Source organism: Actinomadura sp. NPDC049382, from assembly GCF_040677125.1.
GTDB classification, from domain to species: Bacteria; Actinomycetota; Actinomycetes; order Streptosporangiales; family Streptosporangiaceae; genus Spirillospora; species Spirillospora geliboluensis.
This window is the reverse complement of the sequence record NZ_JBFARO010000142.1, coordinates 1-20,092: the sequence shown is the minus strand read 5'-3', so window position 1 is coordinate 20,092 and position 20,092 is coordinate 1. Positions and strand designations below refer to the sequence as shown.

Sequence of the window (20,092 nt, the reverse complement as noted above, 5' to 3'; positions counted from 1 at the left end):
GCGGCGGCCGGCGGCCAGGTCGGCGACGGCCGCCGCCAGCGCCGCCGCCACGAACCCCAGCACGACGACCAGCCCGTGCCGGAACGCCGTCGCCCAGTCCCCGTGCGTGCTCGCCAGCGCGGCGAAGAACACCGCGCCGACGGCGGCGATGCCCATCGCGGTGCCGACCCGCTGGCCGGTCTGCAGGACGCCCGCCGCGCTGCCGCCCTCGGTGTAGTGGACCTCCGACAGCGTCAGCGTCTGGTTGGGGGCGATGACCAGGCCGGTGCCGAGCCCGGCGACCAGCAGCGGCCCCGCCGTGGCCCAGGCCACGCCCGGGCCCGGCCGCAGCTCGACGGCCAGCCACGCGGCGCCGAGGCCGATCAGCACCACGACCAGCCCGGCCGCGACGAGCGGCCGCCCGTAGCGGGTCACGACCCGGCCGCCGACCGCCGAGGCGAGCCCGGACCCGACCGCGAACGGCGTGATCGCGACGCCCGCGCCGAGCGCGCTGTAGCCGAGGCCGTTCTGCAGGTAGAGGGTGAAGATGAAGAAGACCGCGGTGAACCCGGCGAAGTACAGCAGCGCGATCGCCGTGCCGAGCGCGTAGGAGCGCAGCCGGAACAGCTCCAGGTCGACCATCGGGGTCCGCGCGCGGCGCTCCCACCAGGCGAACACGGCGATCAGCGCGGCGCCGGCGAGGACGAGCAGCCACTTCAGGCCGCCGTGCCACTGCCGCTCCTGCACGAACGGCAGCAGCACGCTCACGACGCCCGCGCCGAGCAGGAGGACGCCGAGCGGGTCGAGGCCCTGCCGCTCGCCGTAGATGGGGGCGGGCAGCAGCCGCCATGCCAGGAACAGCGCGGCCACCCCGACGGGGATGTTGACGTAGAACACCCACCGCCAGCCCTCCGCGTCGCCGCCGAGGGCGATCAGGGCGCCGCCGAGCAGCGGCCCCACGGCCGTCGCGACCCCGATGACGGCGCCGAGCGCGCCGAACGCCCGGCCCCGCTCCGCGCCCTGGAACAGCTGCTGGATGAGGCCCGCCACCTGCGGGTTGAGGATGCCGCCCGCGACGCCCTGCACGAGCCGGGCGAGGACGAGCAGCAGGATCGTCGGCGCCAGCCCCGCGCCCGCGCTCGCCAGCGTGAACAGCGCGAGGCCCGCCATGAACACCGCGCGGCGGCTGCGGGCGTCGCCGAGCCGCCCCGCCGGGACCAGGACGAGCCCGAACGTCAGCGCGTACCCCGACAGGATCCACTGCAGCTGCGCGTCGGAGGCGTCCAGCCCCGACCGGATCGACGGCAGCGCCACGTTGACGATGCTGACGTCCAGCAGCGTCATGAACGCCGCGACCAGGCACACCGACAGCGCCCGCCACCGGCGGCGGCCGTCCCCGCCCGGTGCCGGGTCGTCCGCGGGCTGTGTCCGCACTGCGGGCTCCTATCCGGAGATCACCGGGTGAAACACGGGGCGGGGGCGGCCCCGCCGCGCGGCTGTGCCACAGTGGCCGGATGACCGACCTGGCCCCGGGGACCGGCCCCGACGAACTGCTGTGCTCCGCCAAGGGCTGCCGCGCCGCCGCCGTGTGGGCGCTCCGCTGGAACAACCCGAAGATCCACACCCCGGACCGGCGGAAGATCTGGCTGGCCTGCGACGAGCACCGCGAGAGCCTGTCGGCGTTCCTGTCCCGGCGCGACTTCCTCAAGGACGTCGTGCCGGTCGCCGACCGCGACGCGCCGCCGGCGGGCTAGGCGCCGGCGGGCCAGGCGTCGGCGGGCTAGGCGTCGTCGAGGACGGGCTCCCCCGCCGGGCCGGGCACCTCCGGCTCCGGAGCGCGCTCCCGCCACGCCTCGGCCATCTCGGTGAGCCGGGCGGCGGCGTCCCGGGCGGGCGCGCCGCGCCCGACCGCGAGGCCCAGCAGGTACGCCGTCAGCGGCGCGCCGGGCCGCGCGACGCCGTGCGCGACGTCGCGGGCGAGGTCCAGGATCAGGCTCTGGTCGATGTCGCCGCGCTCCAGCCCCAGTTCGAGGCACGTCGCGTTGATCCAGTCCTCCAGCACCGACATGGCTCCCCCTTCACGCATGGTTGCGGACGACACCTCCCCACTCTCGCACGATCAAAGCAGCCGCTCGGCGGCGGCCAGCTCCTCGGGGGTGTCGCAGTCGTACCAGGCGGGGCGCGCGCCCGCCGGCAGCGCCACCGTCGCGGGGCCCAGGGGGCCGAGGACGCCCCGCAGGGACGCGCCCTCGTAGCCCTCCAGGGCGGTGCGCAGCGGGCCGGCCTGCCAGCAGCCGGCGAGCCACTGCTCGCGGCCCTCCCCGTCCAGCAGCACCGCGCCGGGCCGCTCCGCCGTCGCCGCCAGCAGCCGCGCGACGTGGGCGGGGCGCAGGAACGGCAGGTCGGCGGCCAGCAGTACCAGCCGCGGCGCGCGGACCTCGGCGAGGCCGGCGCGCAGCGCGGGCACCGGGCCGGCGCCGGGCGGGTCCTCGCGGACGACGACCGCGCCCGGCAGGACGTCCCGCCGCGGCCCCACCACGATCAGCCGGGACGCGCCGGCCGCCGCGGCCGCCGTCCATTCGAGAAGCGCGCGGCCGCCGACCCGCGCGGCGGGCTTGTCGGCGCCGAACCGGCGGGCCCGGCCCCCGGCGAGCAGGACCGCGTCGAACTCCACTCAGCCGCCGATCGCCGACATGGGGCGGGCCGGCTGCAGGAACGACGGGTCGTCGATGCCGTGCCCGGCGCGCTTGGCCCAGACCGCCTTGCGCCACCGGTCGGCCAGCTCGGTGTCGGTGGCGCCGCCGCGCAGCGCGTCGCGCAGGTTGGACTCCTCGGTGGCGAACAGGCAGTTGCGGACCTGCCCGTCGGCGGTGAGCCGCACCCGGTCGCAGGCGCCGCAGAACGGCCGGGTCACCGAGCCGATCACGCCGACCGTCGCCGGGCCGCCGCCGACCAGGAACGACTCGGCGGGGGCGCTGCCCCGGTCGTGCGCCGCGTCGGGGGCCAGGTCGAACGCGGCCGACAGCCGGTCCAGGATCTCGTCCGCGGTGATCATGTTCTCGCGGGTCCAGCCGTGCTGGGCGTCCAGCGGCATCTGCTCGATGAACCGCAGCCGGTAGCCGTGCTCCAGGCAGAACCGCAGCAGCGGCACCGCCTCGTGGTCGTTGATCCCGCGCATCAGCACCGCGTTGATCTTCACCGGCTCCAGGCCGGCGGCGCGCGCGGCGGCGAGGCCCTTCAGGACGTCGCCGAGCCGGTCGCGGTGCGCGAGCCGCTTGAACGTGGCGGGGTCGAGGGTGTCGAGGGAGACGTTCACCCGGTCCAGGCCCGCCTCGGCCAGCGGCGCCGCCAGCCGGTCGAGGCCGATGCCGTTGGTGGTGAGGGAGATCTGCGGGCGCGGCTCCAGCTCCGCCGTCCGCGCGACGATGCCGGGCAGGCCGCGCCGCAGCAGCGGCTCGCCGCCGGTGTAGCGGACCTCGGTGACGCCGAGGTCGCGGACGGCGAGGCCGACCAGCCGGGCCACCTCGTCGTCGGTGAGCAGCTCCGGCTTGGGCAGCCAGTCCAGCCCCTCGGGCGGCATGCAGTAGGAGCACCTCAGGTTGCAGCGGTCGGTGAGCGAGACCCGCAGGTCCGTCGCGGTACGGCCGAAGGTGTCGACCAGCACGGGCGCCCCTTCCTGCTGGCCGGCGGCCGGGTTCGCGGCCCGCCGGAGGTTGCGGTCGGTCCCACCAGCCTATTGCGGCATTTGACGATCCGGCGCATCGCGTTGGACCGTGACGTTCTGCCGAGCGACAGGGAGGCCGGAGTGACGACGGTACGCGAGTGGGAGTTCGCCGGGACGCGGGGAGCGGTCACCGCCCGGATCTGGGCGGACGGCGAGCCGCGCTACGTCGCCGTGCTCGTGCACGGCTACGGCGAGCACCTCGGCCGCTACGACCACGTCGCGGACGTCCTCGTCCGGCACGGCGCGGTCGTGTGCGGGCCGGACCACATGGGCCACGGCCGGTCCGCCGGCGACCGCGTGCTGATCGAGGACTACGAGGACGTCGTCGCCGACCTGCACACGGTGGTGGAGTCGGCGCGCGGCGACCACCCCGGCCTGCCCGTCGTCATGATCGGGCACTCGATGGGCGGGCTGATCGCGGCCCGGTACGCGCAGCTGCACGGCGCCGGGCTCGCCGCGCTGGTGCTGTCGGGGCCGGTGCTCGGCCGCTGGCACGCCGTGGACGAGCTGCTCCCCCTGGCGGAGATGCCGGACGCGCCCATCGACACCGCCACGCTGTCGCGCGACCCCGCCGTGGGCGAGGCGTACACCGCGGACCCGCTGGTCTGGCACGGCCCCTTCAAGAAGGCCACCATCGAGGCCCTGGACGCGGCGCTGCGCCGCGTCAACGAGCACGGCTCGCTCGGCGCGCTGCCGGTGCTGTACGTGCACGGCGACGCCGACGAGCTCGTCCGGCCGGCCGACACCCGCACCGGCATCGAGGCGATCCGCGGCGAGGGCCTCACCGAGCGGCTCTACCCGGGCGCCCGCCACGAGGTGTTCAACGAGACCAACCGGGACGAGGTCCTCGCCGACGTCACCGCCTTCATCGACCGCGCCCTCGGGTCCGTCAGGGCCTGAGGGCGAAGAACGCCCTCACGCGGCGCCGGTGGTAGTCGTGGTCGTCGGCGTCGTGCGCGGCGCCCCGGCGCCGGGCGTGCTCGAAGTAGGCGGCCTCGCGGCGCAGCCGGTGCCTGATGAGCTGGACGACCGTCTCGTCGTCCATGTCCCCGGCGGTCCCGCCGGCCTCGTGGTAGTCCGCGATGAAGCGGCGGCACCGGCCGGGGGCGTCGCCGTACTCGTCGGCCCATTCGAGCGCGGCGGAGGCCACCTCCAGTTCGGGTGCGCCGACGATGGCCTCGTCCCAGTCCAGGACGGCCACCAGCCGGCCGTCCCGGGCGAGGGTGTTCCCGGCGTAGTAGTCCCCGTGAAGGGGCTGCCGCGCGGGGTTGCGGTGGTGGAACTCGGCCAGCCAGCGGTCCAGTCCCGGATCGGCGAGTGCGGGGACGTCGTGCGGTGGCTCGCCGTACAGGCCGATCTCCACGAACGCCGTCACCGGGCGCGGCGGCGGCCGGTGGGAGGCCAGTGCGCGGTGCAGCCGCGCCAGGAGCCGCGCGCCCTGCGCCCGCATCTCGGGGACGTCCGCGTCGGGCCACTCCCCCTCGACGTGGCGCCACACCGACACTGGGCGGCCGTCGATCCGGACGACCGTGGCGCCGTCGCGGGCGCGCAGGGGAGCCACCGCCTCCGGCATGGTGGCGGCGGCGTGGAGGGCGATGGAGTGGCACCATTCGGCCTCGGCGGTCGTCCGCGTCGCGGGACCGACGCGGACGACGAGGCCGTCCACCCGGTACGCCGCCGATTCCTCCCCGCCGTACAGCCGTACCGGATCCCCTTGGAGGGGCCGTCCCCATGCTTCGCCGACCGCGCGTCGCATGGGGACGGTCAGAGGCGTCTCCACGAAAGGCATCACAACGATCTACAGCAACGCGCCCGGTGCCGCAAAAGGGCACCCCTTCGCCGGACGCGTCAACCCTTGACGCAGATGAGCTGGCGCAGGCGCGCGACGACCTCGACCAGGTCGGACTGGGCCTCGATGACCTCTTCGAGGTCCTTGTAGGCGCCGGGGATCTCGTCGACGACGCCGCCGTCCTTGCGGCACTCGACGCCCCGGGTCTGCTCGATCAGGTCGTCCACGGTGAAGCTCTTGCGGGCCTTGTTGCGGCTCATCCGGCGGCCCGCGCCGTGGGAGGCGGAGTTGTAGGCGGTCTCGTTGCCGAGGCCGCGCACGATGTAGGTGCCGGTCGCCATCGAGCCCGGGATGATCCCGAGGTCGCCGCGGCCCGCCCTGATCGCGCCCTTGCGGGTGACCAGCAGTTCCTCGCCGCCGTACTTCTCCTCCGCCACGTAGTTGTGGTGGCAGGAGATGACCTCGCCCCAGCGGCAGCGCTTCTCGCCGAACCGGTTGGTCACGACGTTCTGCGCGAGCGCCATCATGACGGCGCGGTTGCGGCGCGCGTACTCCTGCGCCCAGAACAGGTCGTGGCGGTAGGCGTCCATCGTGTCGGTGCCGGCCAGGAACACCGCGAGGTCGGGGTCCGGCAGGTCCTGGTTGTGGGGCAGCTTGCGGGCCGCCTCGATGTGGTGCTCGGCGAGCTCGTTGCCGATGTTGCGCGACCCCGAGTGCAGGACGAGCCAGATCGCGCCCTTGTCGTCGGCGCACAGCTCCAGGAAGTGGTTGCCGCCGCCGAGGGTGCCCATCTGCTGGCGGGCGCGGCCGAAGCGGGCGCGGACCGCCGGGTGCAGGTCGTCGAACTGCTTCCAGAACGCGTACCAGCCGCGCTCCTTGAGGTTCGGCAGCGCGGACGGGTCGACGGCCTGCTTGTGGGAGCCGCGCCCGACCGGGATCGCCTTCTCCAGCCGGTGCCGGATGCCGGCCAGGTCGTCGGGCATGTCCTCCACGGTGAGGGACGACTTGACCGCGGTCATCCCGCAGCCGATGTCGACGCCGACCGCCGCCGGGGACACCGCGTCCTTCATCGCGATGACCGAGCCGACCGTCGCGCCCTTGCCGTAGTGGACGTCGGGCATGACCGCGAGGCCCTCCACCCACGGCAGGGCGGAGACGTTGCGGAGCTGGTCGAGGGCGATGTCCTCGACCGTGTCGGGGGCGGTCCACATCCGGATGGGCACGCGGCCGCCCTTGAGCGTCTGGTACGGCACGCCATCTCCTTGATCGTCGGGAACCGGACCGCGATCCATGAGGCCAGAAACACCGGCCGCCGTACAACCGGTTTTCCCGTCCTGGAGGGGTTTACGACCGTTCGGCGCCGCGGCGTTCGGTGAGTCCGCGCCGGTCGAGGTGGCGCAGCAGCGCGACGGCGACGCGGCGGCCGGTGCCGAGGGCCTCGGCGGCCTGGCCGGGCGTGAACGGCTGCGGCAGGGCGTCCAGGACCCGCAGCGCGGCCAGGTCGGCGCCCGGCGCCAGCACGATCTCCCCGGCCCCGCCGTCATCCGCCCCGTCCTTGCCCGCCTCCTTGCCCGTCCCGTCCTTGCCCGCGTCGTCGTGGACGCGCAGGACGGCGCCCGCGCGCTCGGCGGCGTCGAGCAGCTCCCCGGTGAGGCCGAGCTCGCGGAGGCGCTCGGCCGACGGCGGCGCGAAGGGGGCGACGGCGAGGTCGGCGCGGAGCCGGTCGACGGCGCCGGCCCAGGGCGGCGGGGGCTCCGCGGCGATCGCCGCGGGGGCGGCCGGGCGCGGGTCGGCCTGCGCCGGCGGCTCGGGCGGCGGGCCGTAGACGCGCCCCGCGTCCACCCGCAGCGGCGGCCTGACCAGCGCGGCGACGAGCTGCCGGGCCGGCAGGCCGAGCCGCAGCCGGACGGTCTCCAGCGGGATGCCGGGCGCGTGCGGGCTGCCCGCGGCGTGCCGGGACGCCTCCTCGGCGAGCCGGTCGAACAGCGCCGACCAGTGCGCCGGGTCGGCGAGCCACTCGCCGTTCAGCGCGACGGCGTCCGGCGGCGGCGCGCAGCCCATCAGCGACAGCTCCGAGCGCCGCAGCACGCCGTGCCGGCGCAGCACGACCGCGCCGTCCGGCCGGTCCGGCCAGGACGCCAGCTCGCGGGCGCGGGCCGCGCCGGCGCCGCGCCGCACCAGGGTCGGCGGCCGGACGTCCAGCACGCTCACCCCGGCCATCGAGCGGCGCGCCGGGTCGCGCAGGACGCCGGTGTCGCCGAGGTGCAGGGCGAGCCGGGTGTTCAGGGTCAGCCGGGCGGTGTCGGGGCCGAGCGGGCGCAGCCGGACCGGGACGGCGGCGGTCCCGAGGTGCAGCGTCATCTGCCGGGCGAGCCGCCCCGACGCCGCGCCGAACCGGGTGCGGACGTCGACGCAGGTGGTGTGGGTCCAGGCGCCGGGCGTGACCAGGGCCATGCCGGGGTCGACGCGGCCGGCGTCGCGGAGCGTCAGCACGACCCGGGAGACCCCGCCGACGGACTCGCGCGGCGCGCCGGCGCTGCCGATGGTGCGGACGCGGACGCGCTCCCCGGCGGGCATGAGCAGCAGCTCGTCGCCCACGGCGACGGTCCCGGCGGCGAGGGTGCCGGTGACGGCGGTCTGCCGCCCGGCGGTGATGGCGTGGTCCACCCACAGCCGCACCGGGGCGGCCGGGTCGGGGACGGGCAGCCGGCCCGCGAGCCGGTCGAGGGCGGCGGCCAGTTCGGGCACCCCGGCGCCGGTGGCGGCGCTGACGGCGACGGCCTCCACGCCCTTCAGCGGGGTGCCGGCGAGCCGCTCGCGGACCTGCCGGAGCGCGAGCCGGGCGTCGGCGGCGTCGGCCTTGGTGACCGCGAGGACGCCGAACCGGACGCCGAGCGCGCCGAGGGCGTCCAGGTGCTCGGCGGTCTGCGGCATCCACCCCTCGTCGGCGGCGACGGCGAGCAGCGCCGCGGGCGCCGGCGCGGCGCCCGCGAGCATGGCCGGGAGCGACCGCTCGTCGCCGGGGACGTCGACGAACGCGACGCGCCGCCCCGAGGGCAGCTCCGTCCAGGCGCCCGTCTCGCCGGGCTCCTTGCCGGTGAGGGCGCGCACGAGCGCCGACTTGCCGTGCCCACCGTGACCGGCGGTGGTGACGACCTGCATCAGCGTCCTCTCCGGGCCGGGACGCGGAAGGCCGTGCGGGGGGATGCATCGCGGGGGTTGCGCAGACGAAGGTCCACGGAAGGCAACCCTAGGGACGCCGGGGCCCGGCGTCGAACCCGGTCCGGCCGGTGCGGGGCGCGGACACGCCCACCGGCCCCACCTCGACCACAAACGACCAGAAATCGACTCCGAATCGGTCCCGTCGGGAACCGCACCCGCGGTGGAGCATGAGCGAAACGGCCGATCTATGCTTACTTTCTCTAAGTAAGTACAGAGCGGACGGGAGCACGCCGCGCGGCCGGGCCGCCGCCGACCGGACGTCACGATCGCCCCTCGGGAGGTTCGCATGACCGGCGCCCCGGCCACGGCGCGCACCGCGACCGGGCCGCTTCCCGCGGGACCCGCGCGCACCGGCCGCATCCTGCTCGCGCTCGCGGCCGCCGGGATGGTCGTGTCGGTGCAGCAGACCCTGGTGCTGCCGCTGCTGCCCCAGTTCATGGTCCGCTTCGACGCCCCGATCACCGACGTGACGTGGGTGTTCACCGCGTCGCTGCTGACCGGCGCGGTCGCCACCCCGCTGCTGACGCGGTTCGGCGACATGTACGGCAAGAAGCGGATGATCCTGCTCGCGCTGGTGCTGCTGCTGGCCGGCTCGGCGGTGTGCGCTGTGTCGTCCTCGCTGCCGGTGCTCATCGCCGGGCGCGCGCTGCAGGGCGTGTCGTCCTCGATGATCCCGCTCGCCATCGGCATGATCCGGGACGCGTTCCCGCGCGAGCGGATCACCACCGCGATCGGCATCGTCAGCGCCACCATGGGCGTCGGCGGCAGCGCCGGCATGATCGTGACGGGGCTGATCGCGGCCCGCACCGACAGCCACCACCCGGTCTTCTGGATCACCGCGGCGCTGGCCGCCGGCGCGCTGGCGCTGGTCGCGGTGCTCGCCCGCGACGTCGGCGTGCGGGCCGGCGGCCGGCCCGACTTCGCGGGCGCGGTCCTGCTCGCCGCGTGGCTGGTGTGCCTGCTGCTCGCCATCAGCGAGGGCAACGCGTGGGGCTGGACGTCCGGCGGCGTACTCGGGCTGTTCGGCGCCGCCGCCGCGCTGTGCGCGGTGTGGGTCGCGGTGCAACTGCGGGTCCGCGCCCCGCTGGTGCGGCTGGCCCTGCTGGTCGGGTCGCGGTCGCTGTCGGCGAACGTCGCCTCGGCGCTGCTCGGGTTCTCGATGTTCGCCGCGTTCACGCTGATCGCCGGGTTCGTGCAGGCGCCGTCGGCGGAGTTCGGGTACGGGCTGGACGGCTCGGTGCTGGACGTCGGCCTCTACATGCTGCCGAGCACCGTCACGATGCTGGTGTTCTCGGCGCTGGCGGGGCGGATCGCGGCGCGGCTCGGCCCCGCCTACACGCTCGCGACGGGGTCGGCGTTCGCCGGGCTGTGCTACGTGTGGCTGGCGGTGTCCAACTCGCACGTGTACGACATGCTCGCGTTCAGCGCCATCCAGGGCATCGGGTTCGGGATCGCCTACGCGGCGCTCGGGACGCTCGCCGTCCAGCACGTGCCGATGGACCAGAGCGGCATCGCCAGCGGCATCAACTCGCTCGTCCGCACCACCGGCGGCGGCGTCGCGGGCGCCGTGACCGCGTCGATCCTGGCCGGGCGGGTGATCGCGGGGACGGACGTGCCGACGCTCGGCGCGTACGAGTTGTGCTTCTGGATCGTCGCGGCGGGCGCCTTCGCGGCCGCGCTCGTCGCCGTCGCGCACGGCCTGCGCCACCCCGACTGACGGCCCCGCGCAGGGGCCCCGGAGACGGGCACGGAGACGGGCGCGGTGACGGGCCGGGCGGCGCGGGCTCTTGACGAACCGGCCCCGGGGCATGCCCTATAGGGGTGCGGCCCGGTTTCGCGAACCGGGCCTCAGCGCACACCTGGGTCATGGAGAAGACAGGGCCACGGAGCACACAGGGCCGCGGAGCGACCGGCCGGAGGCCCGCCACCGGGAGGACGACATGGGCGCCTACGCGGCCGCGTACGAACGCAGCATCGCCGACCCGACCCGCTTCTGGGGGCTGGCGGCGCGCGACGTCCGCTGGCTCGTCCCACCGGACCGGGTCCTGGACGACGGGGCGCCGCCGTTCTACCGCTGGTTCACCGGCGGCGAGCTGAACACCTGCGACAACGCGCTGGACCGGCATGTGGAGGAGGGCCGCGGCGACCAGCCCGCGCTGATCTACGACAGCCCGGTCACCGGGACCGTCCGCACCTACAGTTACCGGGAGCTGACGGGCCTCGTCGCGCGGTTCGCCGGGGCGCTGCGCGCGCAGGGCGTCGACCGCGGCGACCGGGTCGTCATCTACCTGCCGATGGTGCCGGAGGCGGTCATCGCGATGCTGGCGTGCGCCCGGCTCGGCGCGGTGCACTCGGTCGTGTTCGGCGGGTTCGCGGCGCGGGAGCTGGCCGTCCGCATCGACGACGCCCGGCCCAAGGCGGTCGTGTCGGCGTCGTGCGGGATCGAGGCGGGCCGGGTCGTCGCCTACAAGCCGCTGCTCGACCAGGCGCTGGACATGGCGCGGCACAAGGTCGAGCGGTGCGTGATCCGGCAGCGCGAGCAGCTGCACGCCGACCTCGTCCGGCCCCGGGACGTGGAGTGGGACGAGGCGGTCGCCGCCGCCGAGCCCGCCGAGTGCGTGCCCGTCGCCGCCACCGACCCGCTCTACATCCTCTACACCTCGGGGACGACCGGGCGGCCGAAGGGCGTCGTCCGCGACAACGGCGGGCACGCGGTGGCGCTGCGCTGGTCGATGGAGAACGTGTTCGGCGTCGGGCCCGGCGACGTGTTCTGGGCCGCGTCCGACGTCGGCTGGGTCGTCGGGCACTCCTACATCGTGTACGCGCCGCTGCTGACCGGCTGCACGACCGTCCTGTACGAGGGCAAGCCGGTGGGGACGCCGGACGCGGGCGCGTTCTGGCGCGTCGCGGCGCAGCACCGGGTGAAGGCGCTGTTCGCCGCGCCGACGGCGATCCGGGCGATCAAGAAGGAGGACCCGGAGGGCGCGCTGCTCGCCGGGCACGACCTGTCGGCGCTGGACACGCTGTTCCTCGCCGGGGAGCGCCTCGACCCCGACACCTACCGGTGGGCGTCGCGGGTCCTGGACCGGCCGGTGATCGACCACTGGTGGCAGACCGAGACGGGCTGGCCGATCGTGGCGAACCTGCGCGGGCTGGAGCCGATGCCGGTCAAGGCGGGCTCGCCCTCGGTGCCGGTGCCCGGCTACGACGTGCGGATCCTCGGCCCGGACGGCGGGTCGGTGCCGGCCGGCGCCGACGGCGACATCGCGATCCGGCTGCCGCTGCCGCCCGGGACGCTGCCGACGCTGTGGCAGGACGACGAGCGGTTCGTCGAGTCGTACCTGACGAAGTTCCCGGGGCACTACCTGACCGGCGACGGCGGGCACGTCGACGAGGACGGCTACGTGTGGGTGATGGGCCGCACCGACGACGTCATCAACGTCGCCGGGCACCGGCTGTCCACCGGGACGATGGAGGAGGTCATCTCCTCGCACCCGGCCGTCGCCGAGTGCGCGGTCATCGGCGTCGAGGACGCGCTGAAGGGGCAGGTCCCGCGCGGGCTGGTCGTGCTCAAGAGCGGCGTCCTCGCCGAGCCGGCGGAGCTGGCCGCCGAACTGGTCGGGATGGTCCGCGAGCAGGTCGGGCCCGTCGCCGCGCTGAAGGAGATCGCGGTCGTCCCGGCGCTGCCGAAGACCCGCTCGGGCAAGATCCTGCGGGGCGTGATGCGGGGCATCGCCGACGGGCGCGAGGTGACCGTCCCGTCCACGATCGAGGACCCCGACGTGCTGGACGAGCTGCGCCCCGTCCTGCGGAGGCCGTGACCGCGCGGGTCGGTGTGCGCTAGGGCCGGTGTGCGCTAGGGCCGGTGTGCGCTAGGGTCGGCGGGCGCTACGGCCGGGGGCCGGTCCGCTTGGGCCACAGGGCCGCGACCAGGCACACGCCGGCCGCCGCCAGCACGATCTGCAGGACGGTCTCCCAGGGGCTCCAGCCGCTGCCGGTGAGGCCGAACACCTGGGCCAGCCCCGTCCCGGCGAACGCCGCGACGACGCCGGTCGCCATCAGCAGCCAGACCGGCATGCCCGGCCGTCCGGGCGCGATCAGCCGCCCGAGGATCCCGATCACCGCGCCCAGGACGACGGCGGCCGCGAGCCCGGTGATGGTCATGTCGGCGTGCGCTCCTTCGCTCCCCCGCCCCGCCGGAGCGGTAGCCCCTCCCCTACCCGCGTCGCGGGCGGCGACACGGGCGGCGACACGGGCGGCGACACGGGCGGCGAGGGTCAGCGGACGACGAGGGTGCGCCGCTCCCGCGCGACCAGTTCGCCGATCACCGGGGCGCCCGGGACCTCCCCGGCGACCAGCAGCCCGCCGGAGGTCTGCGCGTCGGCCAGCAGCAGCCGCTCCTCCTCGCCGATGCGGCGAAAGTCGGTGTGCGGGGACACCCACGCCAGGTTGCGCCGCGTCGCGCCGGGCACGAACCCGTCCCGGACGGCGGCCCGCGCCCCGTCCAGGTAGGGGACGGCGGCGGCGTCGACGACGGCCGTGACGCCGCTCGCCCGCGCCACCTTGTACAGGTGGCCGAGCAGCCCGAACCCGGAGACGTCGGTCGCGCACGCGGCGCCGCGCTCCAGCGCGGCGATCCCCGCGTCGGCGTTGAGCCGCGTCATCGTCTCCACCGCGTGCGGGAACACCTCGCCGGTCGCCTTGTGCCGGGCGTTGAGCACGCCGAGGCCGAGCGGCTTGGTCAGCGACAGCGGGACACCGGGTCGGCCGGCGTCCAGCCGCAGCAGCCGGTCCGGGTCGGCGATCCCGGTGACGGCGAGCCCGTACTTGGGCTCGGGGTCGTCGATGCTGTGCCCGCCCGCGATCGCGCAGCCGGCGAGCGCCGCGGCGTCCCGGCCGCCGCGCAGCACCTCGCGGGCGAGTTCCGCGGGCAGCGCGTCGACGGGCCAGCCGAGCAGGTTGACGGCCATCAGGGGCTCGCCGCCGACCGCGTAGACGTCGGAGAGGGCGTCGGCGGCGGCGATGCGGCCCCAGTCGTAGGCGTCGTCGACGACGGGGGTGAAGAAGTCGGCGGTGGAGACCACGGCCCGGCCGCCGTCGATCCGCAGCACGGCCGCGTCGTCGCCGTCCGGCCCGCCGACCAGCAGGGCGTCGTCCCCGCCGGTGAGGCCGGTCACGACCCGCTCCAGCACCCCGGGCGGAATCTTGCAGGCGCAGCCGCCGCCGTGCGCGTACTGCGTCAGGCGGGCGACGGGGGCGAGGCTGGTCACCCGCACGATTTAACGCACAACTATCGCAAATGATCAAGAAACGGACAGTACGGGGGCGGTCACCGAACGGCGAACATCCCGCCCGACCAGCGCGGAAAACCGCGAACCCCTTGTCCGAACCCCGTTCGGCATGATGCGATTCCCCCTCTGCAAGTCATCACTTACTTCAAGGGGCGACATGGGGATTCCAGACAAACCGGCCGAGCGGAGCTCGTCGTCTGAACGGCGGCGGGAGGGGGCTGGAGGACGGGAGGCCGAGCTGGATCAGGCCGTGGCGGGGCAGACGGTCTGCACGAACCTGGCGGCGACCGTCGAGCGGCACGGCGGCCGGCCCGCCTACGCCGACCGGATCGACGGCGAGTGGCGCACCCTGACCTGGGCCGACACCCGGACCCGGGCGCTGGAGGCGGCGGCCGGGTTCGCCGCGCTCGGCCTGGAGCCCGGCGACGTGGTCGCGCTGATGATGCCGAACCGCTCCGAGCACGTCCTCGCCGACCTCGGCGCCGTGCACGCCGGCGGCGTCCCGACCACCGTGTACGCGACGCTCGCGCCCGACCAGATCGCGTTCGTGGCCGGGGACTGCGCCGCCAGGTACGCCGTCCTGGACGGCAGGGCCCAGCTCGACCGCTGGCAGCCCGTCCTCGACCGGCTGCCCGACCTGCGCAAGGTCATCGTGGTGGACGCCGCCGCCTGCCCGGACGGCGACCGCTACCTCAGCTGGGAGGCGTTCACCGCGCTCGGCCGCGAGCGGCTCGCCGCCGACCCGGCCGGCATCGAGCGCCGCTGGCGGGCGGTCAAGCCCGAGGACACCGTGACGCTCCTCTACACCTCCGGCACCACCGGCGACCCCAAGGGCGTGCTGATCACCCACTCGATGGTGCTGCACGAGGCCGAGATGGTGGAGCGCAGCTCCGTGCTGCCCGAGCACCCGGCCGGGGTCTCCTACCTGCCGTTCGCGCACATCGCCGACCGCGTCCTCAGCTACTACCTGCCGATTCGGCTGGCGTCCCACGTCCACTTCTGCCCCGACCCCGCCCAGCTCACCAGCGTCCTCGCCGAGGTGCGGCCGCACTCCTTCTTCGGCGTGCCCCGCGTCTGGGAGAAGATCATGGCGGGCATCCAGGCGGTGCTGTCGGCCGAGCAGGACGAGGCCAAGAAGCAGGCGGTCGCCGCCGCCCTGGAGGCCGGCCGCGCCTACGTCACCGCCCAGGAGTTCGGCAACACCCTCACCCCCGAGATCACCGCCGCGTTCGAGCGGGCCGATCGGGCCGTCCTCACCCCCATGCGCGCGCTGCTCGGGCTGGACCGCGTCCGGCAGGCCTCCAGCGCCGCCGCGCCGCTGCCGGTGGAGGTCGCCCGGTTCTTCTCCGGCCTCGGCCTGAAGATCTTCGACGCCTACGGGATGACGGAGACGACCGGCGCCATCACCGCCAACCTCGCCGACTCCTTCAAGCTCGGCACCGTCGGCCGCCCGTTCGCCGGGGTGGAGCTGAAGCTCGCCGAGGACGGCGAGATCCTCGTCCGCGGCGCCACCTGCACCCCCGGCTACCTGAACCGGCCGGACGCCACCGCCGACCTCATCGACGCCGACGGCTGGGTGCGCACCGGCGACGTCGGCCGCCTGGACGCCGACGGCTTCCTCACCGTCGTCGACCGCAAGAAGGAGCTGATCATCACCGCGGGCGGGGAGAACATCGCCCCGTCCCTGATCGAGAACCACCTCAAGGAGCACCCGCTCATCGGGCAGGCGCTCGCCTTCGGGGACCGGCGCCCCTACGTGGTCGCCCTCATCACCCTGGACGGCGAGGTCGCCCCCGTCTGGGCCGCCGCCCACGGCATCGACACCACCGACCTCGCCGCCCTCGCCGAGCACCCCGTCGTGCGGGAGGAGGTCGCGAGGGCCGTCGAGGACGCCAACGCCCGCCTCGCCCGCGTCCAGCAGGTGAAGAAGTGGCGGCTGCTGCCCGCCGAGTGGACCGCCGAGAGCGAGGAGCTCACCCCGACGCTCAAGCTCAAGCGCCGCGTCGTGCACACCAAGTACTCGCCCGACATCGACGCCCTCTACGCGGGCTAAGATCATCGGCGGAGGCGTGTGAGCGCCTGGTGGCCTCCCCGGCCTTCAAAGCCGACGGTCCCGAGGATCTCGGGACGGCGGGTTCGATTCCCGTACGCCTCCGCCACCCGGCGTCCCCCCGCCCGCGGGCGGGGGGACGCGGCGGCACGTGGGCACCGGCGTAGCGTGGGGGGTATGAGGCGCCGGAAGATCGCCTACGGGATCATGATGGGGACGTGCCTCCTGCTGTTCGTGCTGGCCTGGGCCGTCGTCCGGCACTGGTCGCACGCCGCCGCGATCGCGATGTCGGTCGCGGCGCTCATCATCCCGCCGTTCGCGGCGATCGTGGCGAACTGGAACATCGACCGCCGCGACTGACCTCCCCCCGGGCCGCGCCGGCGTGCCCGGCGCTACTCGCCGCCCTTCGGCTGCGGCGGCTCCTTCATGCTGAAGCGGACCTGGTCGCCCTCGACCGCGGTGACGGTGACGATCAGCGGGTAGGCGCCGCCCTTGGCGTCGTGGACGACGCACTCGATCGTGGTGCCGATCTCGCCCTTGAGGTCCTCCGGGCAGTCGGCCGTCGCCGGGCCGATGCCGCCGTCGTCGAAGGGCGGGCCGAACTTGGCGACGATCTGCTTCTCCACCGCGTCGGCGGAGACGGTCTTCGTCACCTCGCAGGCGGCGGTGGTCAGCGCCAGGGCGCCGATGAGGGCGGGTACGGCAAGGTACTTGCGCATCGGTGTCGTGCTCCCCGTGTTCCTGTGCGTGGCTGTGCGTACGCGGTCGTGCGTACATGGCTGTGCGTACATGGCTGTGCGTACGTGGTCGTGCGTGTGGCCGGCCGGCGCTCCGGTCCCCTGTGGGGCGCCGTTGGTACGTTCCGATGGTCGGTCCCCGGCCGCCCCGGGCACCAGGGCGCCCCGTCCCGAGAAGAAAGGGACCAAAAAGGGGACAGAGCGGATCGAACTTTTCGTTACTCATGGGTATCCGGGGTACGGTCACGGCATGGGGCGGATCACCGTGCGCAAGCCCGTGCTGCGGGTGACCACGACCGGCGCGCGGGGCCGCCGGCCGGACACGCTCGCGGTGGAGGAGCCGCTGGAGATCCGCGTCGCCGGCAAGCCGCTCACGATCACGATGCGCACCCCGGGCCACGACTTCGACCTCGTCGCCGGCTTCCTGGCGGCCGAGGGCGTCATCGGGGACGCGGGCGACCTCGCCGCCATGCGCTACTGCGCCGACACCGCCGAGCAGAACACCCTCGACGTCGCGCTGGCGCCCGGCGTGGCGCCGCCGGACGACTCGATGACCCGCGCGTTCACGACGACGAGCGCGTGCGGCGTGTGCGGGAAGTCCAGCATCGAGTCCCTGCGCGCCGACCGGCCGTACGAGGTCGGGGCCGACCCGCTGCGGATCGCGCCCGAGGTGCTGGCGGTGCTGCCGGAGCGGCTGCGGAAGGCGCAGCGGGTGTTCGACCGGACGGGCGGGCTGCACGCGGCCGGGCTGTTCGGCGCCGGCGGCGAGCTGCTGGCGGTGCGCGAGGACGTCGGGCGGCACAACGCGGTCGACAAGGTCGTCGGGTGGGCGCTGCGGCAGGGGCGGCTGCCGCTGGCCGGAACGGTCCTGATGGTGAGCGGGCGCGCGTCGTTCGAGCTGACGCAGAAGGCGATGACCGCGGGCGTCCCGGTGCTGGCCGCGGTGTCGGCGCCGTCGTCGCTGGCGGTGGAGCTGGCCGAGGACGCCGGCATGACCCTGGTCGGCTTCCTGCGCGGCGAGACCATGAACGTGTACGCGGGAGCGGAGCGAATCGCCCTGTGAAGGGCGCCACTTGTCATCACGGGGCTAAAACCAAGCGGTAACTTGTTGGTTCGGACCCAAGAAACCGCACCCTCCGCAAGAGTTGACTGTCGCCTCAACGCACACACGCGCGCGCGGAGAGCGAGGACGGCATGACGAGGCCCCTGACAGGCGGCGCACCGGCGACCGGAATCGACGAGCGCCACCCGCCGATCAAGCCTCGGCGGGTGAGCTTCGACTGGTCGGCGACGCCCCTGCACTGGGTGCCGGGCGACCCGGTCGCCACGCACATCATCAACTCGTTCCACATCGTCCTGCCGGAGGGCGAGAAGTGGTTCATCCAGTGCGTCAAGGACGCCCGTCCCCATATCAAGGACGAGCGGCTGCTGGAGGAGATCAAGGGGTTCATCGGCCAGGAGATGGTGCACGCCCGGTCCCACCAAGGCGTGCTGGACCAGATCTTGGAGGCCAACGGCATCGACGTCTCCCGGATCACGGACGCGGCCGCCAAGGGCAACGCCGAGCGGCCCGCGCAGATGGCGGCGCTGAAGGAGCGGAACCCGCGGGCCTGGCGGCGCCGGCTGCGGTTCGAGCTGGCCGCCGTCGCCTCGATCGAGCACTACACCGCCGTCCTCGGTCAGTGGATCATGGACAACGAGCGGTTCGAGAAGGCCGGCGTGGACCCGACCATGCTGGACCTGCTGCGCTGGCACGGGGCCGAGGAGGTCGAGCACCGGTCGGTGGTGTTCGACGTCTACAAGGCCATGGGCGGCCGCTACCCGACGCGCGTCGCGGCCTGGGTGGTGTCGCTGTTCTTCCTGTACTGGGCGCTGATCGGCGGGTCGCTGTACCTGCTTAAGCAGGACCCGACCATCAAGAAGCGGGTGACGCCGCTGCGGGTGTACCGCTCCTACCGGCGGTCGGTCCGGCTAGGGCACGTGCCCGGCATCTTCAAGCTGCTGCTCGGCGAGGCGCCCGTCTACCTGAAGCCGAACCACCACCCCTCGAAGGTGTGCTCGACCCCGCGCGCGCTTGAGTACCTGATGCAGTCCCCGGCGGCGAAGGCCGCGGGCTACGACCCGTACTAGCGCTCCGCCCACTCCCCTGCCGTCCCTGCCCGAGGGCCCGTACCGCCGCGCCGTACGGGCCCTCGTTCTCCGCGGGTCCTTCTTCTCCATGCGTGGCGGGGCTCACGCCGCGTCCCCTTGACCCCGGGGCGATTCGGCGATTTATTACCAAGATGTCTAATAAAGCGGTCGGCGGCCCCCCGGCCCGCAGGCGCCGGGTCCGCGGCGACGGCGTCGACCTCGCCGTCTACGAGCAGGGCGACCCCTCGCGTCCCACGGTGCTGCTCGTCCACGGCTACCCCGACACCCACGCGGTGTGGGACGAGGTGGCCGAGCTGCTCGCCGGGCGGTTCCACGTCGTCCGCTACGACGTGCGCGGCGCGGGCGCGTCGTCGCGGCCGTTCGGCCGCAGGCGCTACACCTTCGACTACCTGATGTCCGACATGAGGGCCGTGCTGGACGCCGCCGCGCCCGAGCGCAGGGTGCACCTCGTCGGGCACGACTGGGGATCGATCCAGGGGTGGGAGGCGGCGTGCACCATGCCGGACCGCTTCGCCTCCTTCACCTCCATCTCCGGCCCCTGCCTGGACCACGTCGGGCACTGGATGCGGCGCAACCTCACCCGCCCCACCCCGGCCAACCTGCGCCGGGCCATGGGCCAGGGCCTGCGGTCCTGGTACATCTACGCCTTCCAGACGCCGGTCCTGCCGGAACTGCTGTGGATGGCCGGGATGACCAAGCCGTTCAACCTCGCACTGGCCCTGGGCGAGGGCGTCCCGCCGCGCCCCGGGCACCCCGCCCGGACCATGGCGCGCGACGCCGCGGCCGGCGTCGGCCTGTACCGGGCGAACATGCTGCGGGGGCTGCGCGGGCCGCGCGAGCGGCGCACGGACGTCCCGACGCAGGTGATCGTCCCGACCAGGGACCTGTTCGTCTCGCCGCACCTGGTGGGCGGCCTCGGCGAGCGCGTCCCGAACCTGTCGCTGCGGCCCGTCGCCGCCGGGCACTGGGTGCCGCGCAGCCACCCCGGCCTCGTCGCGCGGTGCGTCGCCGAGCACGTCACGTCCGTCGAGGGCGGCCCGCTGACGGCCGCCGAGTCCCGGGCCCTGGAGCGGGCGCGGGTCCGGCCGGGGCGGTCGCCGTTCGGCGGCTCGCTCGTCGTCGTCACGGGCGCGGGCGGCGGCGTCGGCC

The 20,092-nt window shown here is 74.7% G+C and carries 18 protein-coding genes, 1 tRNA gene and 1 pseudogene; 10 read left to right on the top strand and 10 right to left on the bottom strand.

The features are described 5' to 3' along the window. Window positions 1-1,413, bottom strand: a 1,413-nt coding sequence (locus AB0K34_RS40515) for a DHA2 family efflux MFS transporter permease subunit (RefSeq protein ID WP_364553998.1), incomplete at its 3' end; no start/stop codon positions are given. 80 nt (window positions 1,414-1,493) lie between these two features. Here AB0K34_RS40515 and AB0K34_RS40510 point away from each other — a divergent pair. Continuing rightward, entirely contained in the window at window positions 1,494-1,733 is a 240-nt protein-coding gene (locus AB0K34_RS40510; RefSeq protein ID WP_138637773.1) for a hypothetical protein, read from the top strand. 26 nt (window positions 1,734-1,759) lie between these two features. On the opposite strand, the gene AB0K34_RS40505 is transcribed toward AB0K34_RS40510, so the two are convergent. The 3 genes from AB0K34_RS40505 to moaA are packed head-to-tail and all read right to left on the bottom strand — an operon-like array spanning window position 1,760 to window position 3,643. Continuing rightward, a complete protein-coding gene (locus tag AB0K34_RS40505) occupies window positions 1,760-2,065 on the bottom strand; it encodes a DUF6457 domain-containing protein (protein WP_240807838.1) in 306 nt (101 codons plus the stop codon). A gap of 33 nt (window positions 2,066-2,098) precedes the next feature. After that, window positions 2,099-2,653 (bottom strand): molybdenum cofactor guanylyltransferase, encoded by a 555-nt coding sequence (locus AB0K34_RS40500; RefSeq protein ID WP_301178129.1) that lies wholly within the window; start codon window positions 2,651-2,653, stop codon window positions 2,099-2,101. Then, window positions 2,654-3,643: a GTP 3',8-cyclase MoaA gene (gene moaA, locus AB0K34_RS40495; RefSeq protein ID WP_138637775.1), complete on the bottom strand. Its 990-nt coding sequence runs from the start codon at window positions 3,641-3,643 to the stop codon at window positions 2,654-2,656. Between the two features lie 141 nt (window positions 3,644-3,784). On the opposite strand from moaA, the gene AB0K34_RS40490 reads away from it, so the two are divergent. Beyond that, complete coding sequence (locus AB0K34_RS40490; protein WP_138637776.1) at window positions 3,785-4,603, top strand: alpha/beta hydrolase; 819 nt, start codon at window positions 3,785-3,787, stop codon at window positions 4,601-4,603. On the opposite strand, the gene AB0K34_RS40485 is transcribed toward AB0K34_RS40490, so the two are convergent. The 3 genes from AB0K34_RS40485 to AB0K34_RS40475 form a co-directional block, all read right to left on the bottom strand. Next, window positions 4,593-5,492 (bottom strand): phosphotransferase, encoded by a 900-nt coding sequence (locus tag AB0K34_RS40485; RefSeq protein WP_138637777.1) that lies wholly within the window; start codon window positions 5,490-5,492, stop codon window positions 4,593-4,595. The genes AB0K34_RS40490 and AB0K34_RS40485 overlap by 11 nt on opposite strands. Window positions 5,493-5,551: 59 nt before the next feature. Next, window positions 5,552-6,745, bottom strand: coding sequence for an RtcB family protein (locus tag AB0K34_RS40480; protein ID WP_301178126.1), 1,194 nt, complete (start codon window positions 6,743-6,745; stop codon window positions 5,552-5,554). A 91-nt stretch (window positions 6,746-6,836) separates the two neighbouring features. Beyond that, window positions 6,837-8,654, bottom strand: coding sequence for a SelB C-terminal domain-containing protein (locus AB0K34_RS40475; RefSeq protein ID WP_364553997.1), 1,818 nt, complete (start codon window positions 8,652-8,654; stop codon window positions 6,837-6,839). Window positions 8,655-9,000: 346 nt separating this feature from the next. Between AB0K34_RS40475 and AB0K34_RS40470 the strand changes: the two genes are divergently transcribed. Next, window positions 9,001-10,431, top strand: a complete 1,431-nt coding sequence (locus AB0K34_RS40470; protein WP_364553996.1) for an MFS transporter — start codon at window positions 9,001-9,003, stop codon at window positions 10,429-10,431. A 217-nt stretch (window positions 10,432-10,648) separates the two neighbouring features. Continuing rightward, a pseudogene (locus tag AB0K34_RS40465) lies at window positions 10,649-12,535 on the top strand (propionyl-CoA synthetase); the annotation flags it as partial. A gap of 67 nt (window positions 12,536-12,602) precedes the next feature. Here AB0K34_RS40465 and AB0K34_RS40460 read toward each other — a convergent pair. After that, on the bottom strand, window positions 12,603-12,878 hold the full coding sequence (locus AB0K34_RS40460; RefSeq protein ID WP_301177914.1) for a GlsB/YeaQ/YmgE family stress response membrane protein: 276 nt from the start codon (window positions 12,876-12,878) through the stop codon (window positions 12,603-12,605). Window positions 12,879-12,991: 113 nt separating this feature from the next. Further along, window positions 12,992-13,984, bottom strand: coding sequence for a selenide, water dikinase SelD (gene selD / locus AB0K34_RS40455; protein WP_301177915.1), 993 nt, complete (start codon window positions 13,982-13,984; stop codon window positions 12,992-12,994). A gap of 271 nt (window positions 13,985-14,255) precedes the next feature. On the opposite strand from selD, the gene AB0K34_RS40450 reads away from it, so the two are divergent. The 3 genes from AB0K34_RS40450 to AB0K34_RS40440 all read left to right on the top strand — a co-directional run bounded on the left by AB0K34_RS40450 (window position 14,256) and on the right by AB0K34_RS40440 (window position 16,415). Continuing rightward, the gene (locus AB0K34_RS40450; protein WP_301177916.1) at window positions 14,256-16,058 is read left to right on the top strand and encodes an AMP-dependent synthetase/ligase; all 1,803 of its coding nucleotides are present in this window, start codon (window positions 14,256-14,258) and stop codon (window positions 16,056-16,058) included. A 10-nt stretch (window positions 16,059-16,068) separates the two neighbouring features. Beyond that, a tRNA-Sec gene (locus AB0K34_RS40445) sits at window positions 16,069-16,164 on the top strand. A 68-nt stretch (window positions 16,165-16,232) separates the two neighbouring features. Next, the gene (locus AB0K34_RS40440; RefSeq protein WP_138639493.1) at window positions 16,233-16,415 is read left to right on the top strand and encodes a DUF3099 domain-containing protein; all 183 of its coding nucleotides are present in this window, start codon (window positions 16,233-16,235) and stop codon (window positions 16,413-16,415) included. Between the two features lie 32 nt (window positions 16,416-16,447). Here the strand turns inward: AB0K34_RS40440 and AB0K34_RS40435 are convergent, their stop codons facing one another. After that, the gene (locus tag AB0K34_RS40435) at window positions 16,448-16,774 is read right to left on the bottom strand and encodes a DUF4333 domain-containing protein (RefSeq protein WP_301177917.1); all 327 of its coding nucleotides are present in this window, start codon (window positions 16,772-16,774) and stop codon (window positions 16,448-16,450) included. A 268-nt stretch (window positions 16,775-17,042) separates the two neighbouring features. Here AB0K34_RS40435 and fdhD point away from each other — a divergent pair, with 268 nt between their 5' ends. From fdhD to AB0K34_RS40420, 3 genes are all read left to right on the top strand, one after another. Then, on the top strand, window positions 17,043-17,855 hold the full coding sequence (gene fdhD / locus AB0K34_RS40430; RefSeq protein ID WP_364553995.1) for a formate dehydrogenase accessory sulfurtransferase FdhD: 813 nt from the start codon (window positions 17,043-17,045) through the stop codon (window positions 17,853-17,855). 131 nt (window positions 17,856-17,986) lie between these two features. Then, window positions 17,987-18,922 carry a metal-dependent hydrolase gene (locus AB0K34_RS40425; RefSeq protein ID WP_138639496.1) on the top strand — a complete coding sequence of 312 codons (936 nt, stop codon included), beginning with the start codon at window positions 17,987-17,989 and terminating at the stop codon, window positions 18,920-18,922. Window positions 18,923-19,074: 152 nt separating this feature from the next. Next, a partial coding sequence (locus AB0K34_RS40420) for an alpha/beta fold hydrolase (protein ID WP_364553994.1) occupies window positions 19,075-20,092 on the top strand: 1,018 nt, incomplete at its 3' end.

Bases quoted from the DNA above. Each gene is read 5' to 3' on its own strand.
- AB0K34_RS40485 (WP_138637777.1), bottom strand. From the start codon at position 5,492: ATGCCTTTCGTGGAGACGCCTCTGACCGTCCCCATGCGACGCGCGGTC.
- AB0K34_RS40510 (WP_138637773.1), top strand. From the start codon at position 1,494: ATGACCGACCTGGCCCCGGGGACCGGCCCCGACGAACTGCTGTGCTCC.
- AB0K34_RS40505 (WP_240807838.1), bottom strand. From the start codon at position 2,065: ATGCGTGAAGGGGGAGCCATGTCGGTGCTGGAGGACTGGATCAACGCG.
- AB0K34_RS40470 (WP_364553996.1), top strand. From the start codon at position 9,001: ATGACCGGCGCCCCGGCCACGGCGCGCACCGCGACCGGGCCGCTTCCC.
- AB0K34_RS40425 (WP_138639496.1), top strand. From the start codon at position 17,987: ATGACGAGGCCCCTGACAGGCGGCGCACCGGCGACCGGAATCGACGAG.
- AB0K34_RS40435 (WP_301177917.1), bottom strand. From the start codon at position 16,774: ATGCGCAAGTACCTTGCCGTACCCGCCCTCATCGGCGCCCTGGCGCTG.
- AB0K34_RS40475 (WP_364553997.1), bottom strand. From the start codon at position 8,654: ATGCAGGTCGTCACCACCGCCGGTCACGGTGGGCACGGCAAGTCGGCG.
- fdhD (WP_364553995.1), top strand. From the start codon at position 17,043: ATGGGGCGGATCACCGTGCGCAAGCCCGTGCTGCGGGTGACCACGACC.
- AB0K34_RS40460 (WP_301177914.1), bottom strand. From the start codon at position 12,878: ATGACCATCACCGGGCTCGCGGCCGCCGTCGTCCTGGGCGCGGTGATC.
- AB0K34_RS40440 (WP_138639493.1), top strand. From the start codon at position 16,233: ATGAGGCGCCGGAAGATCGCCTACGGGATCATGATGGGGACGTGCCTC.